Below are 20086 nucleotides of genomic sequence, written 5' to 3' on the forward strand. Positions count from 1 at the left end.
CCAAATCAATATTAGATGCACGTAAAGTTAGTTTATCATAAATTAGGATAATGTGTAATACTTTTCCCCAACGTTACTGGTACGTATAACATGATATTGTACATAAGCATTCAATCATTAAGATTGTTTTGTAAAGCCAAAACTAATACGGTACAATAGCATAAGAATGAATAAGATGAAAGTAGAGAATATTCTGCATTCATTGTTCCATATTAGAATAATTGGTGATGGAATCGGAGAATCAAGAAAACCAATAACATTTTGTTCAAGAGCATCAACGATTCGTCCGTAAGGGTCGATCACAGCTGATATTCCATTGTTAGCTGCTCGTATAAGAGGTATTCCTAGTTCAACTGCACGCAGCCGTGCTTGTTGAAAATGTTGGTACGGACCAGGTGTTATGCCGAACCATGCATCATTTGTAACATTAATAATTGCTTGAGGAGGAGGGCCTTTAAAAGTCATTTCATGGGGAAATATGGCTTCATAGCAAATGAGAGGAAGATAAGAAAATCCATTTGGCATCATGACAGTTTGGCGCACAGAAGCAGAGCTATATCCACCAATTTTATCGGCAATGGCATTTAATCCAATTTTATTCAATAAATTTTGATAAGGTAGGTATTCACCAAAAGGGACTAGGTGAAGTTTATCGGAAGAGTTAAGAATATTGCCCTTGGCGTCAATGACTTCAATTGTATTAAAATATTGTGTTTGGGCATTAGGGAAGTCAGTATTGGCTCGCACAGCACCAATAATAGCCCATTGTTGTGGCTTAAGAAGTGAGGCGATGCGCATTGTGATAGCGGAAGTACCTGTGAGAATATAAGGAACAGATGTTTCAGGCCATACGATAAAGTCAGGCTTTAAGGTTTGATCAGTTTCTGACATCATACTTAAGTTTAGATGAGCTGTGAATATATCTTCAGATGTAGTATTATTTAACTTTTTGTTTTGTTGGATGGAAGGTTGAACAATGCGTACCCAATAGCTACTTTTTTGATAATCAGCGATATTAGGTGCTGTATTCAGTCGATAAAATCCAAAGATGCTATGGGTTAATATAAGTAGAAAACAAAGAATAAGAGCAAATTTCTTTTTTTCATTTGTGAGTAAAACTGTAGGTAAACTATAAACTAAAACAGAAAGAATATTCATTCCATAAAGCCCTACAATCATGTCTGATTGCATGAACATCGGGGTTGGCATAGCTGTGTAGCCAAGAGCATTCCATGGAAATCCTGTAAACAAGATGGCGCGCAACCATTCTGCTAACCCCAATGCAAAAGCAAGAACAAAGAAGCGCGCTATCCCTTTTGTCCATAACCAACCAATAATAAAACCAGCAAAAAACCAATAAAGGGCAAGATAAATGGGAAGGCCAAAAATAACAAATGGTATTGTCCAAGCATAAGTGATCGGGTCTATCAATAAAGCATTACTTGCCCACCAAAGGCTGTAAACAAAATAACCAAAGCCAAAATTTCCGCAAGTTAGTGCACTTATTAAAAGGCGTTTTTTGAAATTTTGAATAGTGTTGATTGCATCAAGTAAGATAACAAAGATAGGAAAAGTTAAAAAACTGACAGGTGTTAGATAAAAGGGTGGGAGCGCAAAGGATGTAAGCGCACCACATAAAAAAACACATATTTGTCGTTTCCAACCAGTGATAGAAAGTAGGAAAGCTGTGAGCTTATTAAAAAGCACTTGACCATTATCCTTTTAAAGTAGCCTCTTCAGTTAAGTGCTCATTTTCTGAGATACGAACAATGCGCAATCGCTTAATCCGGCGGTTATCAGCTTCTAAAATACGGAATCTGTAACCAGGTATGGCTTCAATGATTTCACCTTTTGAAGGAATACGATCAAGAATAGAAACAATCAAACCACCAATGGTATCGACTTCATCACCGTGTTCTCCTACAATAAAATCAGGACCGAGAGCTTTTTCCACATCTTCTAATTCAGTTCTTGCATCAACAAGCCATTTATTGTCGGGTTCACGCACAATAACATTGTTGATATTGTCGTGTTCATCTTCAATATCACCAACGATGAGCTCAACAATATCTTCCATAGAAACTAAACCATCTGTGCCACCATATTCGTCAATAACCAAAGCCATTTGTGTTCGTGTGGCTTGCATACGTGTTAATAATTTACTGGCAAGCATGGAGCTTGGAACAAATAGAACTGTTCGAATAAGATCTAGTTCACCAATTGGGGTATGTAAATTCTCTGTATTACTTAGCTGAAGTAGACCAGATTTCTGTCCATTTTTTGTGGAAGCTGAGCTGGTGATAAAGCGGGTTATATGACTAAGGATATCACGAATATGGATTATACCTCGTGGATCATCTAGAGTTTCAGCATAAACAGGCATACGAGAATAACCAATTTTTTCGAAACATTCGAGAGCGTCCCCAAGAGGAGTATTTATTTCTAATGCTTCAATTTCAGAACGTGGAATCATCACATCATCAATGCGTGTTTCACGTAAGCGTAAAATATTGTGCAACATAATACGCTCTTCAGGTGAGAAGAGCGTTGCATCATCTTCATTGTGAGCAGCAAGGGCATCAGTTAAATCATCACGCAGTGATGTGGAATTACGTCCACGTAAGAATGAAAACAAATGGCTTAGAAATGAATTTTTTTCTATGTAATTTGTTCGTTGAGAAGAGGCTCCTTCAGTATGAGAAGATATTTGGTTATTATTGTGTGTACTAATTTTATCCACCATGGTTCTAAGATTTTCTAAGCCTTACTTTTTATAATAATGAGATGCTTTAAGTTTTATTGTGTAATATCGGTTTCTAAAGTTTGATTTTTATCATTTTAAAGCAACTCAGTATAGGGATTTTTTATGGAAAGCTTTTGAAGGATTTCTCTTTCTAGTTTTTCCATTTGATTAGCTTCATCATTTGTTTCATGATTGTAACCAAGAAGATGGAGGAGGCCATGAACAATCATGTGTGTCAGGTGATCTTGAAATGATTTCCCTTCTTCTTTTGCTTCTCGCATAATAGTTTCTCTCGCAATGATAATATCACCGAGCATAAATTTAGGACTTTGTCCAACTTTAAGAGGAAAAGCAGGAAAGGATAAAACGTTAGTGGGTTTGTTTTGAGAGCGCCATTGTGCATTGATTTGTGCTATGTGATCATCATTTGTAAAAAGCAAGCTGAGTTCACTTGTTACTTTGTTTAATGATAAATGGTGCATTGTGGTGGTTAATGCTTTTGTGGTGATGTCATAAAGTACGTCCTCATTATCCCATTCAGCATCTTCAATGGTTATATCAATAGTAATCATGATGGATTTAATTCATTTTTTAATCAAGATCATTAGAATGATACTTTTTTGCTTGTTTGCCAGAATCGCGATCATAAGCACGCACAATAGCAGCAACAAGAGGATGGCGCACAATATCTTTTTCGTCAAAACGAATGATCGAAATATTTTCTATATCTGAGAGAATGCGAATTGCTTCCGTTAAACCTGACTTTTGTCCTGCAGGAAGATCAATTTGGCTTATATCACCTGTAACAACAACACGCGCTCCTTCTCCAAGACGTGTGAGGAACATTTTCATTTGCATGGGTGTAGTATTTTGTGCTTCATCAAGGATGATAGCTGAATGAACAAGTGTCCGTCCGCGCATGAAAGCAAGAGGAGCAATTTCTATGACTCCAGAAGCTAAAATGCGTTCTACCTTTTCAGCAGACATCATATCGTAAAGAGCATCATAAAGCGGGCGTAAATAGGGATCAACTTTTTCTTTGAGGTCACCAGGAAGAAAACCAAGACGTTCTCCAGTTTCAACTGCAGGACGTGAAAGGATAATTCGTTCAATAATACCGCGTTCTAAGAGTGTGACAGCGTGAACAACAGCAAGATATGTTTTGCCGGTTCCTGCTGGACCTATGCCAAAAACAAGTTCAGAACACTCCATTGCTCGCAGATAAGCCTCTTGCGTTTGGGTGCGGGGATAGATTGTTTTTTTATGAGTGCTCAATTGTATTGGTACATGTTTTGTCATAGATTGAATTGTTTTTGGAGACTTTTGCTTTTCATTTGGCAAATTTGCCATGGCAATTGCACTTTCTGTGTCTGATAAAGTAAGCTCTTGACGTGTTTTTGCTAGTTTATAGAGCTGGCCTAATGCGTATTGCGCGTGTTTTGTGGCAGCAGCACTTCCACTAATTGAAACTTTGTTACCGCGCGGGTAAATATTAAGTCCGAGTTTTTGTTCAATATAAGAAAGATTTTCATCGAATTTTCCAAAAACCATTTTTGCGTAATTGTTATTTTCAAAAGTTAAAACAATATGATGAACTTCTGATAAGTTCTTTTTTTCAAAAATATTAATGTTTTTGGGGGAGGCGTTTGTTGTCTTTTTAGTGTGTTTTGGTTTTTCGGTTGATAGTTTCAACCTATTCTCCTGTGTTATTTAAGTATGATACATTTAAAATATAATTTTTTCTTTAAAAATGAAAGAGTTTTTTAAGTTAATACTTTGAACAAAATTTTAGGAGTATTTTTAAATATTCACTTTTTCTCCGACAAAACTATTTGAACTCGCATTTTTAATATGAATCTCCATAATAGTGCCTGTAGAAACTTGTGCATCTACGACAACAGGTAAAAGCCAAGGGGAGCGACCTACCATTTGCCCAAGATGGCGACCAGATTTTTCGATAAGGATATTGGTTGTTTGACCAATTTTAGAACGTAAAAATGTATGTTGCTGGTCAAGAAGGAGCGCTTGTAAACGTTGAAGACGAGAATTTTTTACAGTTTCATCAACATGGTTTTTCATTGTAGCACCAGGCGTTCCAGGACGCGGTGAGTATTTAAAAGAATAAGCTGAACTGTAACCCACTTGTTTAATGAGTTTAATGGTTTCTTCAAAATCTTCATCAGTTTCACCTGGAAATCCCACAATAAAATCGCCTGAAAAAGCAATGTCTGGTCGTGCAGTACGAATTTTTTCAATGAGTCGAAGATAATGAATACTTTTATGCTGACGATTCATTGCTTTTAAGATACGATCTGAACCCGATTGGACGGGAAGGTGCAGATAAGGCATAAGCATATCAAGATCGCGATGTGCAGCAATAAGGCTTTCATCCATATCACGTGGATGACTGGTTGTATAACGCAATCGCTTTAAACCATCAAGTTTAGCAAGATGATAGAGAAGGTCACCAAGGCGCCAAGTTTTACCATTAGCACTTTGTCCATGCCAGCCATTTACATTTTGCCCCAAAAGCGTAATTTCTTTTACACCAGCTTCAATGAGTTGGATGGCTTCGTGAGTAATTTGCTCAACAGGTCGTGATGTTTCAGCGCCTCGTGTATAAGGAACAACACAAAAGGTGCAAAATTTATCACATCCTTCTTGTATTGTTAAAAATGCGCTAACGCCTCGTTTTTGAACAGCATGTTTATTATGAGGTGGTAAATGAGTAAATTTATCTTCAACAGCATAGTTCGTTTCAACGACTTTTTTTCCTTGTTTGGCCTGTTTTAACAACTCTGGCAAGCGATGATACATTTGCGGCCCAACAACGAGATCTACTGTTGGTGCACGACGCAAGATTTCATTTCCTTCGGCTTGTGCAACACAGCCCGTTACACCAATTATTAAAGGTTTATCAGGTGCACGTTTTTGACGTATCATCCGCAAGCGACCAAGATCAGAATAAAGTTTTTCTGCTGCTTTTTCACGAATATGGCAAGTGTTAACAAGAATAAGGTCGGCATCATTTGGTGTTTGTGTGGTTACATAACCTTCGGCACTAAGACTATCGTTCATTCGTTGGCTGTCATAAGTATTCATTTGACATCCATAGGTTTTGATAAAAACCTTTTGGGGAGAAATAGAAAGTGTATTCTTAAGATGCGACTGCTTCATGATGCATTCCTAAACGCTTTTTACACAAATCTCAATCTGTTTGCTTAAAAGTTTTTTGCATGATAATTGCATTTTTGCGGCCATTTGGTGATTGATAATAAGCAAGACGTTTGGCAATCTTTTTGAATTTAAAATGCCGATAAAGAGCCAAGGCAGAAAGATTTGTTTCTTCAACTTCTAAAAATAGCTTTGCGGCACGTGCATGTTGAAGATAACAAAGTATACTATCGACAAGCAAAGAACCAATTCCTTGCCTTTGGTAATGAGGTCGAACAGCAATCGTAATAATTTCTGCTTCATCAAGAATAAGACGGCATAGACAAAATCCTAAAATTTGATCAGGCTGATTAATAAGGTAAACTTTGTAACCGAAAATAGAATGATCTTTTAAAAACAGATCAAATGTTTGTTCTTCCCAAGCCGGAATAAAACAATTTTGGTGAATTTGATGAAGACAAGCGCTATCATCAGTTTGTAGTGATGCAATTTCAAAATATTTTTTTGTGGGTGAAAGTTTAGCCATTATTTTTTCGTGGTAAGACAAAACTGGCATGTTGTTTTGCGTCGGCATCGCGTAAATAAAGTGGACGAGGAGGTGCAGCTTGTGGTTGTTTGTTTGCCGCAAGGTGAGCATAAGTTAAAACGTCAGCCGCTTCACATGGGATGAAATCTAATATGGTTGCGGTGTTTATCTTATTGTTTTTGATATGTGCAGCAATAATATCGGCAGCTGGACCAGTTAATATTGTTTGTTGTGGTAAATTTGCGATGATGTTTTCAAGTGTTTGTAAGCCAGGCGCACATAAAGCTGTAAGGTCTTTGTTAAAACTCTGATAATAGAACATTCCTCTACCAGCTTCAATAACAACAGTGATTGTTGACATAGTATTTTTGTTGTGCGCTTGTTTTGCTAACGCTTCAAGTGTGCTCACTCCAATAGCCGGTATTTCTAGTGCTAATGCTAAAGCTCTTGCAGTCGAAACACCTGTACGTACACCTGTAAATGACCCTGGTCCGATGTTAATGGCAATCCGATCCATTTGATCAAGTGTGATGCCAGTTTGATCAGTTATTTGCGTAATCTGACCAATGAGCTTTTCAGCATGGCCTTTGAAAATGTGTTCGCTGATACGCGCAATAACAGCTTGATGACGGGTAAGTGCAACAGCGCAATAAATTGAGGCAGTGTCTATGGCAAGGATAAACATGAACGCATTTTAACTGGATATAACAACAGATAGAAAGTTAATTATAGTTTTTTGAGTATTTTTATTTTGTATATTTTGCAAATGTTTGAAGATAATTGCAATATTAATAAACATTACCTTTTTGGGAATATTTTTTAGACTAGATTAATATTTAATATGTTTCTTGATATAATATGGCAAAAGTGCACGCAAGGGTATCATTAAAAGTATTACAATTATAAAGAGGTAATCGAGAAAGAACTATAAAATCTATATGCAGCATTAGAAGAATATGGCAAATATGAAAGATCCAGGGTTATTTAGATTTTAAGTCACAGGATATTTACTAAAAAGAAAATTATTACTCTGAAATGTGTGATATTTTAAAAACTAGTCAATTAATGAATTCTAATAAAACTGCCAGAGTTTTCAAACTGTATTTGTGTAAGAAGCTATTTTTCTATAATTTCTAAATCATACGCTCAGTCTTAAGTGTGTATATTAGTAAAATGCGCGAAATTTTATGAGAAGATATAGTCTCTTATTTAATCTTTTTGATATTTTTTTCTTTAAAAATACCATGGAAGAAATAACAAGATGATAGAAAAATTATATTTTAAAGATTGGTTCTCGCTCGTAGGGCTGCAGCTAAAGTTCCATCATCGAGATAATCTAGTTCACCACCTACCGGTACTCCATGGGCAAGTCGGGTAATTTTAACTGAAAAATTAGAGAGTTGATCGGTGATATAATGTGCTGTTGTTTGCCCTTCAACAGTTGCATTAACAGCTAGAATAACTTCTGCAATTGAGTCATTGATAACACGGTTTATTAAAGAAGTGATGTTGAGTTCATCTGGACCTATTCCATCTAATGGGGATAGTCGTCCACCTAGTACATGATAGCGCGCTGGTAAAATTCCGGCTCGTTCAAGAGCCCAAAGATCAGAAATATCTTCAACAACAATAATCGTTGTATTATCACGACGAGGATCTGTACAAATCAAACAAGGATCAGTTGTATCTACATTGCCACAAACAGAACAAATGCTTACTTTGTTTACAGCTTCTTGTATTGCAGCTCCTAATGGCTCCAATAGTATTTCTTTTTTCTTGATAAGATGAAGGGCAGCACGACGTGCTGAACGTGGTCCAAGACCTGGTATTCGCGCTAAAAGTTGAATGAGGCGCTCAATTTCAGGGCCTGCAATATGTTGAGACATACCATTATTCCAAAGATTAAATTAAAGCCACTTTATTAAAACGGGAGCTTGAAACCTGGTGGAATCGGTAAACCTGCTGTTATACTTTGTGTTTTTTCTGCTATAGCCGTTTCAATTTTTGCTTTGGCTTCATTATGAGCCGCCATAATGAGATCTTCAAGTATTTCAACCTCTTCAGGATTGATTAATGACGGGTCAATTTTGATTGCCGATATAGTATTTTTACCATTTAAGGTGATACTAACGAGCCCGCCGCCAGCTGTACCTGTTATATGCAAATTAGCCAAATCATCTTGCATTTGCTGCATTTTTTCTTGCATTTCTTTGGCTTTTTTCATCATGCCCATCATATCACGCATAGCAATTAGTTTCCTTATTCATCATTTGTATGATCATTATTTTCATTTTCGAAGATATGAGGAGTGAAATCAAGATCATTTTCTTGTTTATTCAGACGAATATCGACAATTTTTGCTCCTGGGAAATGATTGAGAATTGTTGCGATATCAGGATCTGTTTCCACATCAGAAAAAAGAGCCCTTTGGGCGGCTGCACTTTCTTCCTGTAAAGTTGGTCCTCCTCCTTCGGTGACAAAGGTTATTGTCCAATGTTTTTTAGTCCATTGATACAACATTTTTTTTATATCGCGAGCTAGTGAACGCGGAGCATTTTCAGCAAGTCTTAATGTTATATGCTCCGGTTCAAAAGAAACAGGATGAACAAATTCTTTGACAAGCAATTTGAAATGTATTTCACGGTGTTGTTCAGCTAAATTAACGATATCATGTAGGGAATTTATATTTAGGGACTTTTGTTCTGTCGTTTCCGTTTCTGGTGGAGAAGAAGCGTACGGTAAATGAACAACATTGTTAGAAGATTTGGTAGTTTGAATCTTATCAAGATTTTCTGTTGTTTCAAAAGAGTCTGTATTTTCAGGAGTTTGAATTCTTAATGATTCTATTGGTTGAATTGAAAGATTAGGTTGATTAGCTAAGGCTGTTTTTAAATTATGTTGGTTTTGCTGCGGGTTTGAAATTTGTGAGAAAGAATGAATGTGCGCATCATCGGCTTTTACGGTATGATTTACATTGTTGGTTTCTTGATGGGAGTTATTTTCGGTAATTGTAAAAGATGTTTTTTCTTGTGTAAGTTTTTTTAGGGCTTCATCAAGAGTTGGCAGGTCAGCAGTATGGGTAAGACGAATCAATACCATTTCAGCAGCTTGAATAGGACGTGCAGCTTTATTGACTTCCTGTAAGCCTTTGAGCAGAATTTGCCAATTTCTAGAAAGAACGGGAATAGAAAGTTTTTGTGAAAAATCTAAACCTCGTAAACGTTCTTCTTCTGTTAAAAAGAGATCTCCAGCTATTTCTGGTGTCAAACGCAACCGTGTGACCAAATGGTTGAAGTCAGATAATTCTGTTAATATCATAAAAGGGTCAGCGCCTGCGTCATACTGGTTACGTAATTCGCTCAATGCACTAATAATATTTCCTTTCATAACAAATTCAAACAGATCAATAATACGCGCTTGATCAGCTAGTCCTAACATTGTGCGTACTGAAACGGTACTAACCTTGCCATTACTATAAGCAATAGCTTGATCAAAAATAGACAAAGCATCACGTGCAGACCCTTCTGCAGCACGAACGATTAGAGATAAAGCTTGATCTTCTACTTTAATTTTTTCATGTTTAGCAATTTTACGTAAGTGCTCTACTAAAACTGCTGATTCAATACGCCGTAAATCAAAACGCTGACAACGTGAAAGAATTGTAATAGGAACTTTACGAATTTCTGTCGTTGCAAAAATAAATTTTATATGTGGGGGTGGTTCTTCAAGCGTTTTTAATAGGCCATTGAATGCTTGTGTTGAAAGCATATGAATTTCGTCGATAATGTAAATTTTATAGCGCGCAGAAACAGGGCGGTAACGTATTTGTTCAATAATTTCGCGAATATCATCAATGCCAGTGTGCGAAGCAGCATCCATTTCTATAACGTCGATATGGCGGCCTTCAATAATTTGTGTACAGTGTTCACCAAGTGTATTAAGCGCGATAGTGGGTTGATCAATGTCTTTTGTTTTGTAGTTGAGTGCGCGCGCTAAAATGCGTGCTGTCGTCGTTTTTCCTACTCCGCGAATTCCTGTTAACATCCACGCTTGTGCAATACGCCCTGTCTCAAAGGCGTTAGTAAGGGTGCGTACCATTGCTTCTTGACCAATAAGGTCAGAGAAATTCTGAGGTCGATATTTGCGAGCGAGAACACGGTAAGTCGTTGCTGCAGGCAGATTTTCCATCAATGATTCCAATTTTTAAAGTTCTTGTAAATATATTACAATGACATGAAAACACAGATTAAAAATATACTCTACTATAAAAGGATTTTTTCTCAATCAATTTATTTTAAGAAAATAGGATCATTGTTTAAAATACTCAAGATTTCTTTGTTTTTTAAATGTAGAGTACTTATTCTATCACGAAAACTTGTAAAATAACAAAGGCGTGATTCCATTTAATAAAAGTGGAAGGTCGGCACGATGACCCGTACCAGAGCTCGTTAGGGCTGCTTCTTTCCAGACCTGACCCGGTTGGCGAGTAGTTCGTCCATCACCAACCTCCCAATTTTATATTGTTGATTTGAGACGGAAAATCAAGCTTTGAAACAAAAAACATAGAAAGAATAATTAAAAAGCTTCTTTTTGAATTTAATTTATATTTAACATAAGCAGTATTTTAGGTTTTCCCTAAACACTTTGTGATTTACGGTTTTTGAATGATTTTATTTTCTATGTTGTGGGTTGCTGAATACGCAAGAAATTTGTCAACTATTTATAATAAAACAGCCTATGTTTTTGTTTGAAGTAGATAAAATATTGGCTTTGTTATAGGTAATTCCTGATCAAAATTTTCTCTTATTTCTAATGTTTGTTTGCAATATGGTTTATAATTTACGGGATGATTGGGCTGTAAAAGTGAACGCCGCCAATTAATGTGAAAATTAATTTTGCTTTTTAAAAAGTTCGGTTATCCAATCTATTGGAAAATCTATACAATATTTGAATATTCGTTGAATATATGTGGAGGTATAAAATTACTCAAACTGAGTTGAGGGTATTTTGCAAATCCGGTTTTAAAGAAGAATTTTTCCAAATAACTGAGTAGATTCTATACATTTGGAGCTCTTATAAATGCCTTATTTGCCAAGCGTAATCTTCTATAATGCAAGTCTATCTTAATAGCTTTTTACTTATTTAAAAACTACAGCGTTTTCATAAAAAGAAACTTACACTTAGAAATTAGATGCTTTTAAGAATAATATCTTTTTTCTTTATGTGGCAATGTGAGTAAAAAACAATAAGCCGTCTGGCTATTGTTAGTGATAATTTTTAGCGTGGTGCAAAAGTGTTAATATGATTACAAAGAGTTGATTTCTTTATATTAAGATTTTGCGTACTTTATCAAGATCATACTGTGTGTCGACACTTAAAGGAATCGTATCAATTATTTCTACATCGATACGCATATTATTTTCTAATGCACGTAATTGTTCAAGTTTTTCACGTTGTTCGAGTGTGGATGGTGCAAGAGTTACAAATCGTTCAAGTGCTTCACGTCGATAAGCATATAATCCAATATGATGGTAAAGAGGACCGTTTCCGTAAGGTGCAGTTGCACGGGTAAAATAAAGAGCACGCAAACGATTTTGAGAAAGTGGTGTGCCAATAATTTTGACTACATTGGGATTTGTTTGTTCATCTTCTTCAACAAGTTTAGCGCTCAGGGTTGCAATATCAGTTAAGTCATTTTCTAAAGGCTGTAGAGCACTAATAATTTGGTGAGCGGTTATTGTTGGTAAATCACCTTGTAGATTTACAATGATATTGTAGTGTCGCTCAGGATCAATGATGGTTAAAGCTTCATAGATACGATCAGATCCTGACTGATGGTCAGTACGTGTTATGACGCATTCGTGTCCGTAAGCTGTAACAGCTTGAGCGATGGTATTGTGGTCTGTTGCAACAATGATACGTCCTAATGCAGCTTTTTTTGCTTGTTCAGCTACATGAATAATCATAGGTTTTCCAGCAATTTCAGCGAGAGGTTTTCCTGGAAGACGAGATGAACCCATGCGAGCGGGAATAAGAATAAGTGGTTTAAAAGCCATCACTAGAGTTCCAAATGTTGTATATTTGATATATTTATAATGATATACTATAAGGAAAAGTCTTAAACTGAAAATGATAAAAATTGAACATTTAGATTTTAATGAAACGATCTACATTTACCTATTTTATTTGTGTTTCTCTGTTTTTTCTAATTATTGCGGGGGGAATTTTCATTTTTAGTGATGTAATTTATGAGTATTTTGCATCAGTTCAACATTCTTATACTGCAGATAATGATGAGCTTAAAGAAAAGCAGGATCTGTCTCATCATTATCTATCGTTAAATGAGCGTCTTCAACAAGGTGATCTTGAAAATGGGCGTAAAATTTTTCGTCAGTGTGCTCTATGTCATACTTCTGGGCGTGATAATTCTAATCGTGTTCTTGGCCCGACACTTTGGGAGATAGTGAATCGCCCTTTTGCGGATGCAAAAGATTTTACTTATTCAAGAGTGTTACGTGAAAATTCTAATAAAAAATGGGATTTTCCCACTTTAGATCGCTATCTTCAATCACCTCGTAAAGCGTTTCCAGGGACAACTATGTCGTTTCGAGGGATTAAAAATGATCAAGATCGTGCTGACCTTTTACTCTATTTACGTAGTTTATCTGATCACCCTGTTCCTTTACCACTGGATAATGAAGATGCTAACCAAAATTAGTTTGTGCCAAAAGTTCTGACTTTAAAAGTATGCGTAGTTAACTTTACTTGTGATTTGGGTTTTATCGAGTTATCAGAAGAATTGTGATGAATGTATTATTTTAAGTGATTTGGTGTGACTTGATCAAAAGGTAAAATAAGAAATGGTGGCCTATATTCTATGGCGTCTCTTACTAATTATACCGACACTGATTGGTATTTTGACGGTAACATTTGTCATTGTACAATTTACACCGGGTGGACCTATTGAGAATATTATTGCTCAATTACAAGGGATGGGTGGTGATGCAGTGGGACGGGTGGCTGGTGGTAGCGATCTTAGCCTTTCTTCTGATAGTGTTTTTGATGGTGCGCGTACTGATTTATCTGCTTATGGGAGTTTTAAGTACCGTGGAGCACAAGGGTTAGATCCAGAATTTATTGCCAAACTTGAACGGCAATTTGGTTTTGATAAGCCACCTTTGGAGCGTTATTTGACGATGCTTGGCAATTATATACGTTTTGATTTTGGGGAGTCTTATATACAAGGGCGTTCAGTTGTTGAGTTGATTAAGAGTGCTCTACCTGTTTCTCTTTCTTTTGGTTTTTGGAATTTGCTGATTTCTTATGCTATTTCCATACCGTTAGGAATCCGTAAAGCTCTTAAAGAAGGCTCTGCTTTTGATGTATGGACGAGTGCTATTATTGTTATTGGCTATGCAATTCCTAATTTTCTCTTTGGAATTTTTTTAATGGTTTTTTTTGCTGGGGGATCTTTTTTTGATTGGTTTCCATTAGGTCATTTGACTTCGGATAATTTTGATAAATTATCCTTTGGAGGCAAGATATTAGATTATCTGTACCATTTGATTTTACCATTAACAGCGATGGTCATTTCTTCTTTTGCTACAACAACCTTGTTAACGAAAAATTGTTTTCTGGAAGAAATTCGTCAGCAATACGTTATTACAGCTCGTGCAAAGGGTTTAAGCGAACGCTCGATTCTTTATGGTCATGTTTTTCGCAATGCGATATTGATTGTAATTGCTAGTTTTCCTGCAGCTTTTATGGGTTCATTTTTTAGCGGATCTTTATTGATTGAAATGCTGTATTCATTAAACGGTATGGGGCTTTTAAGTTATACATCTATTGTTAATCGTGATTACGCTGTTGTATTTGCCTGTCTTTATATTTTTTCGCTGATTGGTCTTGTTGTGAGTCTTATTTCTGATATCATTTATATGCTAGTTGATCCACGTATTGATTTTGATAGAAAAGATTTATGATGGAAAAGATAAAATATGATCAATTCTGTAACTCGAAGTTACAAAAACGATCTTTTTTTTCTCCATTGAGTGCGCGTCGTTGGCATAATTTCAAACAAAATCGTCGTGGTTGGTGGTCATTGTGGCTCTTTTTATTTTTATGTTTTTGTTCTTTTTCAGCGGAATTTATTGCCAATGATCGCCCTATTATTGCTTCTTATAAGGGGGAGTTGTTATTCCCTGTTTTTTTTGATTATTCCGATGAAAAGTTTGGTGGGAACTTAGCTGTAGCGGACTTTCGAGATTCTTTAATTCAAAATGAAATTGCAAAACATGGTTGTGCGGTGTGGCCATTAGTTCGTTATTCCTATAATACAGTAGTAGGTAATAAAACTGTAGCATTATCACCTCCTTTTTGGTTTCAAAGCAAAGAAGAGCGTTGTATCAATTATGCACAAGGAAGCGCTGATCCGGAATGCACGATAAGTCGATGGAACTGGCTTGGGACAGATGATCTGACACGTGATGTTTTTGCACGGGTTTTATATGGCTTTCGGTTATCGATAATTTTTAGCATTCTGTTGACAGCTATTTCGACTATTATTGGTGTTATAGCGGGAGCAGTTCAGGGGTATTTCGGTGGTTGGGTTGATTTGATTTTTCAACGTTTCATTGAAATATGGTCTTCTGTACCATCGCTTTATTTAATTATTATTATGGCTGCTGTTTTAGCGCAGGGTTTTTGGGTATTATTAGGGGTTATGCTTCTTTTTCAGTGGGTCGCATTGGTTGGTGTTGTACGTGCGGAATTTTTACGTGCGCGCAATTTTACCTATATTACTGCTGCGCGCGCTTTAGGGGTGCCTGATCGCATTATTATAATACGTCATTTATTGCCAAATACTATGGTTGCTTCCTTAACTTATATGCCATTTTTATTAACATCAGGTATTTCTTTACTGACGTCACTTGATTATTTAGGGTTTGGTCTTCCGCCTGGTTATCCTTCTTTGGGTGAGGTGATGCGGCAGGCTACCTCTAATTTAAACGCTCCTTGGATTGGCATTACAGGTTTTGTTGTTATTGCTACTTTATTGGCTTTGTTGGCTTTTATTGGTGAGGCAGTACGGGATGCTTTTGATCCACGAAAGACATTACAATGACAAAGATGCTTTCGGTACGTAATTTATCGGTCGCATTTTGCCAAATAGAAGAAAAAAATGTGTTGTTGACCAAATTTCTTTCGATATTGGAAAGAGAGAGATAGTTGCTCTGGTAGGGGAGTCTGGTTCTGGAAAATCGGTAACAGCACTATCTATTTTGCAACTTTTACCTTTTGTGAAAACACTTTATCAATCAGGTGAAATTCTTTTTAATGATCAAGATTTAATGAAACAGAAAGAAGAGGATTTGCGTAAAATTCGTGGCAAAGATATTGCTATGATTTTTCAAGAACCAATGATTTCTCTTAATCCTTTGCATACTGTGGAACAGCAAATAGGTGAAGTTCTTAAAATACATTCAAACATATCTGATAAATTATTACGCACACGTATTATTGATTTGTTGACTCAAATGGGAATTGATGAACCGGAAAAACGTTTGGGTTCTTTCCCACATCAATTATCGGGTGGTCAACGGCAACGCGTGATGATTGCAATGGCGCTTGCAAATAAGCCACAATTATTAATTGCCGACGAACCAACAACTGCACTTGATGTGACAGTTCAAGCACAAATTCTTGAGCTCTTAGTGCAGCTTAAAAAAAGCTGCAATATGTCGATGCTTTTAATTACCCACGATTTGGCTATTGTGCGTCGTGTTGCAGAGCGCGTTTATGTTATGAAAGAGGGGAAAATTATTGAAAATGGTACCACGAGTGAAATTTTTAACAATCCCCAGCATTCCTATACAAAGAAATTATTAGCGGCAGAGTTTCAAGGTTATCCTCTACAGGCTAATGATAATGCGCCTGTTTTGATGCAAGGTAAGAAAATACGTGTTTGGTTTCCAATTAAAAAAGGTTTATTGCGGCGAACAGTTGATTATGTAAAAGCCGTTCAAGATGTTGATATTACAGTTCGTACCGGCCAGACACTTGGTGTTGTTGGTGAATCAGGTTCAGGGAAAACAACATTGGGGCTTGCACTGACACGAATGATTTCTTCCAAAGGTCAGATTTATTTTGATGGTGTTGATATTGGCAATTTTACTTTCAATCAGATGCGTTCTTTACGCCGCCATATTCAAATTGTTTTTCAAGATCCTTTTGGTTCGCTTTCACCACGTATGTCTGTAAGTGAGATTATCACTGAAGGGTTATCGATTCATGAACCATATCTTTCTGATTGTGAACGCGATGATCGCGTAATTGAAGCTTTGCGTGAGGTTGATCTTGATCCTGCTGTGCGCTATCGTTATCCCCATGAATTTTCCGGTGGACAAAGACAGCGAATTGCCTTCGCACGTGCAATTATTCTTAAGCCTCGCTTTATTATGCTTGATGAGCCAACATCTGCTCTTGATATGAGCATGCAAGCACAGATTGTTGATCTTTTGCATCGTTTACAAAAAAAATATCATTTGGGTTATTTGTTTATTAGCCATGATTTAAAAGTCGTTAAGGCGCTTGCTCATGAAGTACTCGTAATGCACAAAGGAAAAGTAGTTGAGTATGGTTGCGCTGACCGTGTTTTTTCTTGTCCCCAAAATTCTTATACGCAAGCTTTAATGGCTGCAGCATTTGCATTAGAATCTGGCCGTTTATAGACAATCACATCAAATTGCGCTGACAGTCCATTATAGAGAAGGATTTTTCCTACTAAAGGTTCACCAATGTTTGTGATTAGTTTAATAGCTTCCATTGCTTGTAATGTCCCGATAACTCCAGGCAAAGGACTAATAATTCCAACTTCAGAACATGTGGGTATGACACCAGTTGTAGGTGGGTTAGGAAACAAATCGCGATAGTGGGGATTATTGTCTTTATAAGGCATCAATACTGTTAGTGAGCCATTGAATCGGTTTATGGCACCACTTATTAAAGGTTTAGCACATTGAGCAGCGTGGTCAGCAAGTAGATAACGTGTTGCAAAATTATCGCTTCCATCGATAATAATATGGTAAGCATTGAGCAGTTTATCCACATTACTTTCATCTAAACGTAGACTATGTTTTTCAACTATAACATGAGGGTTTATCGCTTTTATAGTGGCTTCAGCGCTAATGGTTTTGCATTGATTAATTGTATTTGTGTTATGAATGACTTGGCGTTGTAAATTGGAAAGTGAAACAATATCATCATCAACAATTCCAAGCGTTCCAATACCTGCTGCAGCAAGATAAGTAAGAACAGGGGAGCCAAGACCACCTGCGCCTATGACAAGAACACGAGCAGTTTTAAGCTTTTGCTGTCCCGCACCACCAATTTCGGGTAAAACAATATGACGTGTGTAACGTTCAATTTCTTCTTTGCTTAATTTTGTATCACCGTTTTGTATCATAGATTTTCTCTTGTCATAGTTTTTTTATGATTTAATAAATTTATGGCTCATTAACCAGTCTGTTTTTAGTGATAGGAGGTTTTATTTATGAAGATTGCTATTCAGATGGATCATATTTCAACGCTTCAGATCCAAGGAGATACTACATTTGCGCTTGCTTTAGCAGCGCAAGAACGTGGACACTCTCTTTTTCATTATACACCAGATTGCTTATCTATGCGTGGTGATTGCGTGATTGCACGGTTAGAGCCATTAATCGTACGTGATGAAGAGGGGAGTCATTATAAATTGGGAGAGTCTATGTATACACCATTGGTGGATATGGATGTAGTTCTTTTACGTCAAGATCCACCTTTTGATATGCATTATATCACCACAACTTATTTATTAGAGCGCATTCATCCTAAGACGCTTGTCGTAAATGATCCAACATGGGTGCGTAATAGTCCAGAAAAGATTTTTGTTACTGAATTTTCTGATTTGATGCCAGAAACATTAATTACAAAAGATATTGAAGAGATAAAAGCATTTAGGAATAAAGTTGGTGACATTATTATTAAACCACTCTATGGCAGTGGGGGAGCGGGTGTTTTTCATTTGAAACAGGATGATCGCAATTTAACGTCGCTTGTGGAGATGTTTGAACACAGTTATCGTGAACCTTTTATTGTTCAGCGTTATTTGGATGTCGTTCGAAAAGGGGATAAGCGGGTTATTTTGCTTGATGGTATGCCTGTTGGGGCGATTAATCGGATTCCGGCGGAAATGGATGCTCGTTCCAACATGCATGTTGGAGGTCGAGCAGAAAGTATTGGTTTGACTGAACGTGATTATGAGATTTGCGCACGCATTGGTTCTGTTTTGCAGAAACGAGGTTTTCTTCTTGTAGGAATTGATATAATTGGAGACTATATAACAGAAATAAACGTTACATCTCCCACTGGGATTCGTGAAATTAAACGCTTTGGAGGTGCGGATATCGCCTCTCTTTTTTGGGACATTATTGAACGTAAGCATTCAAGTTAATTTATTTAAGAAGATTACTAAATTTATTTTCTGATTCTACAAATGTAAACTAGAATTTGGGTCTTAGGGAGTGTATGAATGAGTAAGTTGTTATCAGTTGGAGTGGGGCTGATGTGCGTTACTGCGTTGCTAGTTGATATTAGCAATGCTCGTGATCAGATTAAGATTGCGGGTTCATCGACAGTTTTACCTTATGAAAAAATCGTTTCTGAGGTATTTGGAGAAATTTACCCTAATTTTAAAATTCCCGTTATCGAGTCTGGTGGTTCAGGTGCTGGTATTAAAGAGTTTTGCCGTGGTATTGGGGATAAGACGATCGATATTGTTAATACTTCACGTCCAATGAAATCAGGTGAATTACAGTCCTGTTTTGATGCTGGTGTGAAGGATGTTGAGGAAATGCGCATTGGGTATGATGGCATTGTTTTTGCAACAAATATCAGTGGACCTGACTGGGAATTACACTCTGTAGATGTGTATAGGGCATTGGCTGCTCAAGTTGTGGTTGATGGGAAATTACAATTAAATAAAGTTACGAAATGGAATACAATCAATAGTGCTCTTCCTGATTGGGCAATTACAGTTTATATTCCTGGTGAAAAACATGGAACGCGTGAAGTTTTTGAAGAAAAATTATTAGCTGCAGGCTGTAAAGCTAGTGGAGCAGTTGAGGCAATGGAAGCTTTGGGGATGAGTGAGAAGGAGATTAATACTGCTTGTATTGCTGTACGTAAGGATGGGAAGGTCATTGATATTGATGGCGATTATTCTGAAACATTTGCTCACCTTATGTCCAATAAAACAGGTGTTGGTGTTTTGAGTTTGTCTTTTTATGAGAATAATGCTGATAAACTTAAGGTTGCATACATTAATGGTGTTGCTCCAAATAGTGAAACAATTTCTAATGGTGAATATTCACTTTCGCGTCCACTTTTCTTCTATGTTAAAAAAGCACATTTTGGTATTGTTTCAGGTTTGTGGGAATATGTTGACTTTTTTCTTTCCGATCAAATGATTGGTCCAGATGGACCATTAGCCGATTATGGTTTAGTTGCTGCTTCTGAAGAAGAACGGCAAGTGCAGCGTGCTTCTTTTTATGCTGGTACAGTGATGAATTTAAAATAATTTTCTAAAATGATGATGTAGGATTCTT

Annotated in this window: 17 protein-coding genes, 1 other RNA gene and 1 pseudogene; 6 read left to right on the forward strand and 13 right to left on the reverse strand. The window is 36.7% G+C overall.

What is annotated here, in order from left to right:
- Positions 1 to 117 precede the first annotated feature (117 nt).
- The 12 genes from lnt to BWD121_RS00125 all read right to left on the reverse strand — a co-directional run bounded on the left by lnt (position 118) and on the right by BWD121_RS00125 (position 12499).
- Positions 118 to 1707, reverse strand: a complete 1590-nt coding sequence (gene lnt / locus BWD121_RS00070; RefSeq protein ID WP_078662851.1) for an apolipoprotein N-acyltransferase — start codon at positions 1705 to 1707, stop codon at positions 118 to 120.
- A 7-nt stretch (positions 1708 to 1714) separates the two neighbouring features.
- Positions 1715 to 2743, reverse strand: coding sequence for a hemolysin family protein (locus BWD121_RS00075; RefSeq protein WP_078662852.1), 1029 nt, complete (start codon positions 2741 to 2743; stop codon positions 1715 to 1717).
- A 95-nt stretch (positions 2744 to 2838) separates the two neighbouring features.
- The gene (ybeY, locus tag BWD121_RS00080) at positions 2839 to 3315 is read right to left on the reverse strand and encodes an rRNA maturation RNase YbeY (protein ID WP_078662853.1); all 477 of its coding nucleotides are present in this window, start codon (positions 3313 to 3315) and stop codon (positions 2839 to 2841) included.
- 19 nt (positions 3316 to 3334) lie between these two features.
- Entirely contained in the window at positions 3335 to 4435 is a 1101-nt protein-coding gene (locus BWD121_RS00085) for a PhoH family protein (protein ID WP_078662854.1), read from the reverse strand.
- A gap of 108 nt (positions 4436 to 4543) precedes the next feature.
- Positions 4544 to 5920 carry a tRNA (N6-isopentenyl adenosine(37)-C2)-methylthiotransferase MiaB gene (miaB, locus tag BWD121_RS00090; protein ID WP_078662855.1) on the reverse strand — a complete coding sequence of 459 codons (1377 nt, stop codon included), beginning with the start codon at positions 5918 to 5920 and terminating at the stop codon, positions 4544 to 4546.
- A 31-nt stretch (positions 5921 to 5951) separates the two neighbouring features.
- Positions 5952 to 6443, reverse strand: a complete 492-nt coding sequence (gene rimI, locus BWD121_RS00095; protein WP_078662856.1) for a ribosomal protein S18-alanine N-acetyltransferase — start codon at positions 6441 to 6443, stop codon at positions 5952 to 5954.
- The gene (gene tsaB / locus BWD121_RS00100) at positions 6436 to 7128 is read right to left on the reverse strand and encodes a tRNA (adenosine(37)-N6)-threonylcarbamoyltransferase complex dimerization subunit type 1 TsaB (RefSeq protein WP_078662857.1); all 693 of its coding nucleotides are present in this window, start codon (positions 7126 to 7128) and stop codon (positions 6436 to 6438) included. Before tsaB ends, rimI begins: the two co-directional genes overlap by 8 nt.
- Before the next feature lie 595 nt (positions 7129 to 7723).
- The gene (gene recR / locus BWD121_RS00105) at positions 7724 to 8329 is read right to left on the reverse strand and encodes a recombination mediator RecR (RefSeq protein WP_078662858.1); all 606 of its coding nucleotides are present in this window, start codon (positions 8327 to 8329) and stop codon (positions 7724 to 7726) included.
- A gap of 35 nt (positions 8330 to 8364) precedes the next feature.
- Positions 8365 to 8688: a YbaB/EbfC family nucleoid-associated protein gene (locus BWD121_RS00110; protein ID WP_078662859.1), complete on the reverse strand. Its 324-nt coding sequence runs from the start codon at positions 8686 to 8688 to the stop codon at positions 8365 to 8367.
- A gap of 14 nt (positions 8689 to 8702) precedes the next feature.
- On the reverse strand, positions 8703 to 10631 hold the full coding sequence (locus BWD121_RS00115) for a DNA polymerase III subunit gamma/tau (protein ID WP_078662860.1): 1929 nt from the start codon (positions 10629 to 10631) through the stop codon (positions 8703 to 8705).
- Between the two features lie 224 nt (positions 10632 to 10855).
- An RNA gene (gene ffs, locus BWD121_RS00120) (signal recognition particle sRNA small type) lies at positions 10856 to 10953 on the reverse strand.
- Positions 10954 to 11767: 814 nt separating this feature from the next.
- Entirely contained in the window at positions 11768 to 12499 is a 732-nt protein-coding gene (locus BWD121_RS00125) for a 3-deoxy-manno-octulosonate cytidylyltransferase (protein ID WP_078662861.1), read from the reverse strand.
- A 101-nt stretch (positions 12500 to 12600) separates the two neighbouring features.
- On the opposite strand from BWD121_RS00125, the gene BWD121_RS00130 reads away from it, so the two are divergent.
- From BWD121_RS00130 to BWD121_RS00145, 4 genes and pseudogenes are all read left to right on the forward strand, one after another.
- Positions 12601 to 13161 carry a cytochrome c family protein gene (locus tag BWD121_RS00130; protein WP_078662862.1) on the forward strand — a complete coding sequence of 187 codons (561 nt, stop codon included), beginning with the start codon at positions 12601 to 12603 and terminating at the stop codon, positions 13159 to 13161.
- Positions 13162 to 13303: 142 nt separating this feature from the next.
- Positions 13304 to 14425 carry a microcin C ABC transporter permease YejB gene (gene yejB / locus BWD121_RS00135; protein WP_078662863.1) on the forward strand — a complete coding sequence of 374 codons (1122 nt, stop codon included), beginning with the start codon at positions 13304 to 13306 and terminating at the stop codon, positions 14423 to 14425.
- On the forward strand, positions 14425 to 15567 hold the full coding sequence (locus tag BWD121_RS00140) for an ABC transporter permease (protein ID WP_078664028.1): 1143 nt from the start codon (positions 14425 to 14427) through the stop codon (positions 15565 to 15567). Before yejB ends, BWD121_RS00140 begins: the two co-directional genes overlap by 1 nt.
- A pseudogene (locus tag BWD121_RS00145) lies at positions 15564 to 17173 on the forward strand (ABC transporter ATP-binding protein). Before BWD121_RS00140 ends, BWD121_RS00145 begins: the two are co-directional and overlap by 4 nt.
- Here the strand turns inward: BWD121_RS00145 and BWD121_RS00150 are convergent.
- Positions 17119 to 17907, reverse strand: a complete 789-nt coding sequence (locus tag BWD121_RS00150; RefSeq protein ID WP_078662864.1) for a molybdopterin-synthase adenylyltransferase MoeB — start codon at positions 17905 to 17907, stop codon at positions 17119 to 17121. The pseudogene BWD121_RS00145 and the gene BWD121_RS00150 overlap by 55 nt on opposite strands.
- Before the next feature lie 87 nt (positions 17908 to 17994).
- Here BWD121_RS00150 and gshB point away from each other — a divergent pair, with 87 nt between their 5' ends.
- Both gshB and BWD121_RS00160 read left to right on the forward strand, forming a co-directional pair.
- Positions 17995 to 18933: a glutathione synthase gene (gene gshB, locus BWD121_RS00155; protein ID WP_078662865.1), complete on the forward strand. Its 939-nt coding sequence runs from the start codon at positions 17995 to 17997 to the stop codon at positions 18931 to 18933.
- Positions 18934 to 19011: 78 nt separating this feature from the next.
- On the forward strand, positions 19012 to 20058 hold the full coding sequence (locus tag BWD121_RS00160; protein ID WP_078662866.1) for a substrate-binding domain-containing protein: 1047 nt from the start codon (positions 19012 to 19014) through the stop codon (positions 20056 to 20058).
- The last annotated feature ends 28 nt before the right edge of the window (positions 20059 to 20086 follow it).

Source organism: Bartonella sp. WD12.1 (assembly GCF_002022415.1).
Classification (GTDB): Bacteria; Pseudomonadota; Alphaproteobacteria; order Rhizobiales; family Rhizobiaceae; genus Bartonella.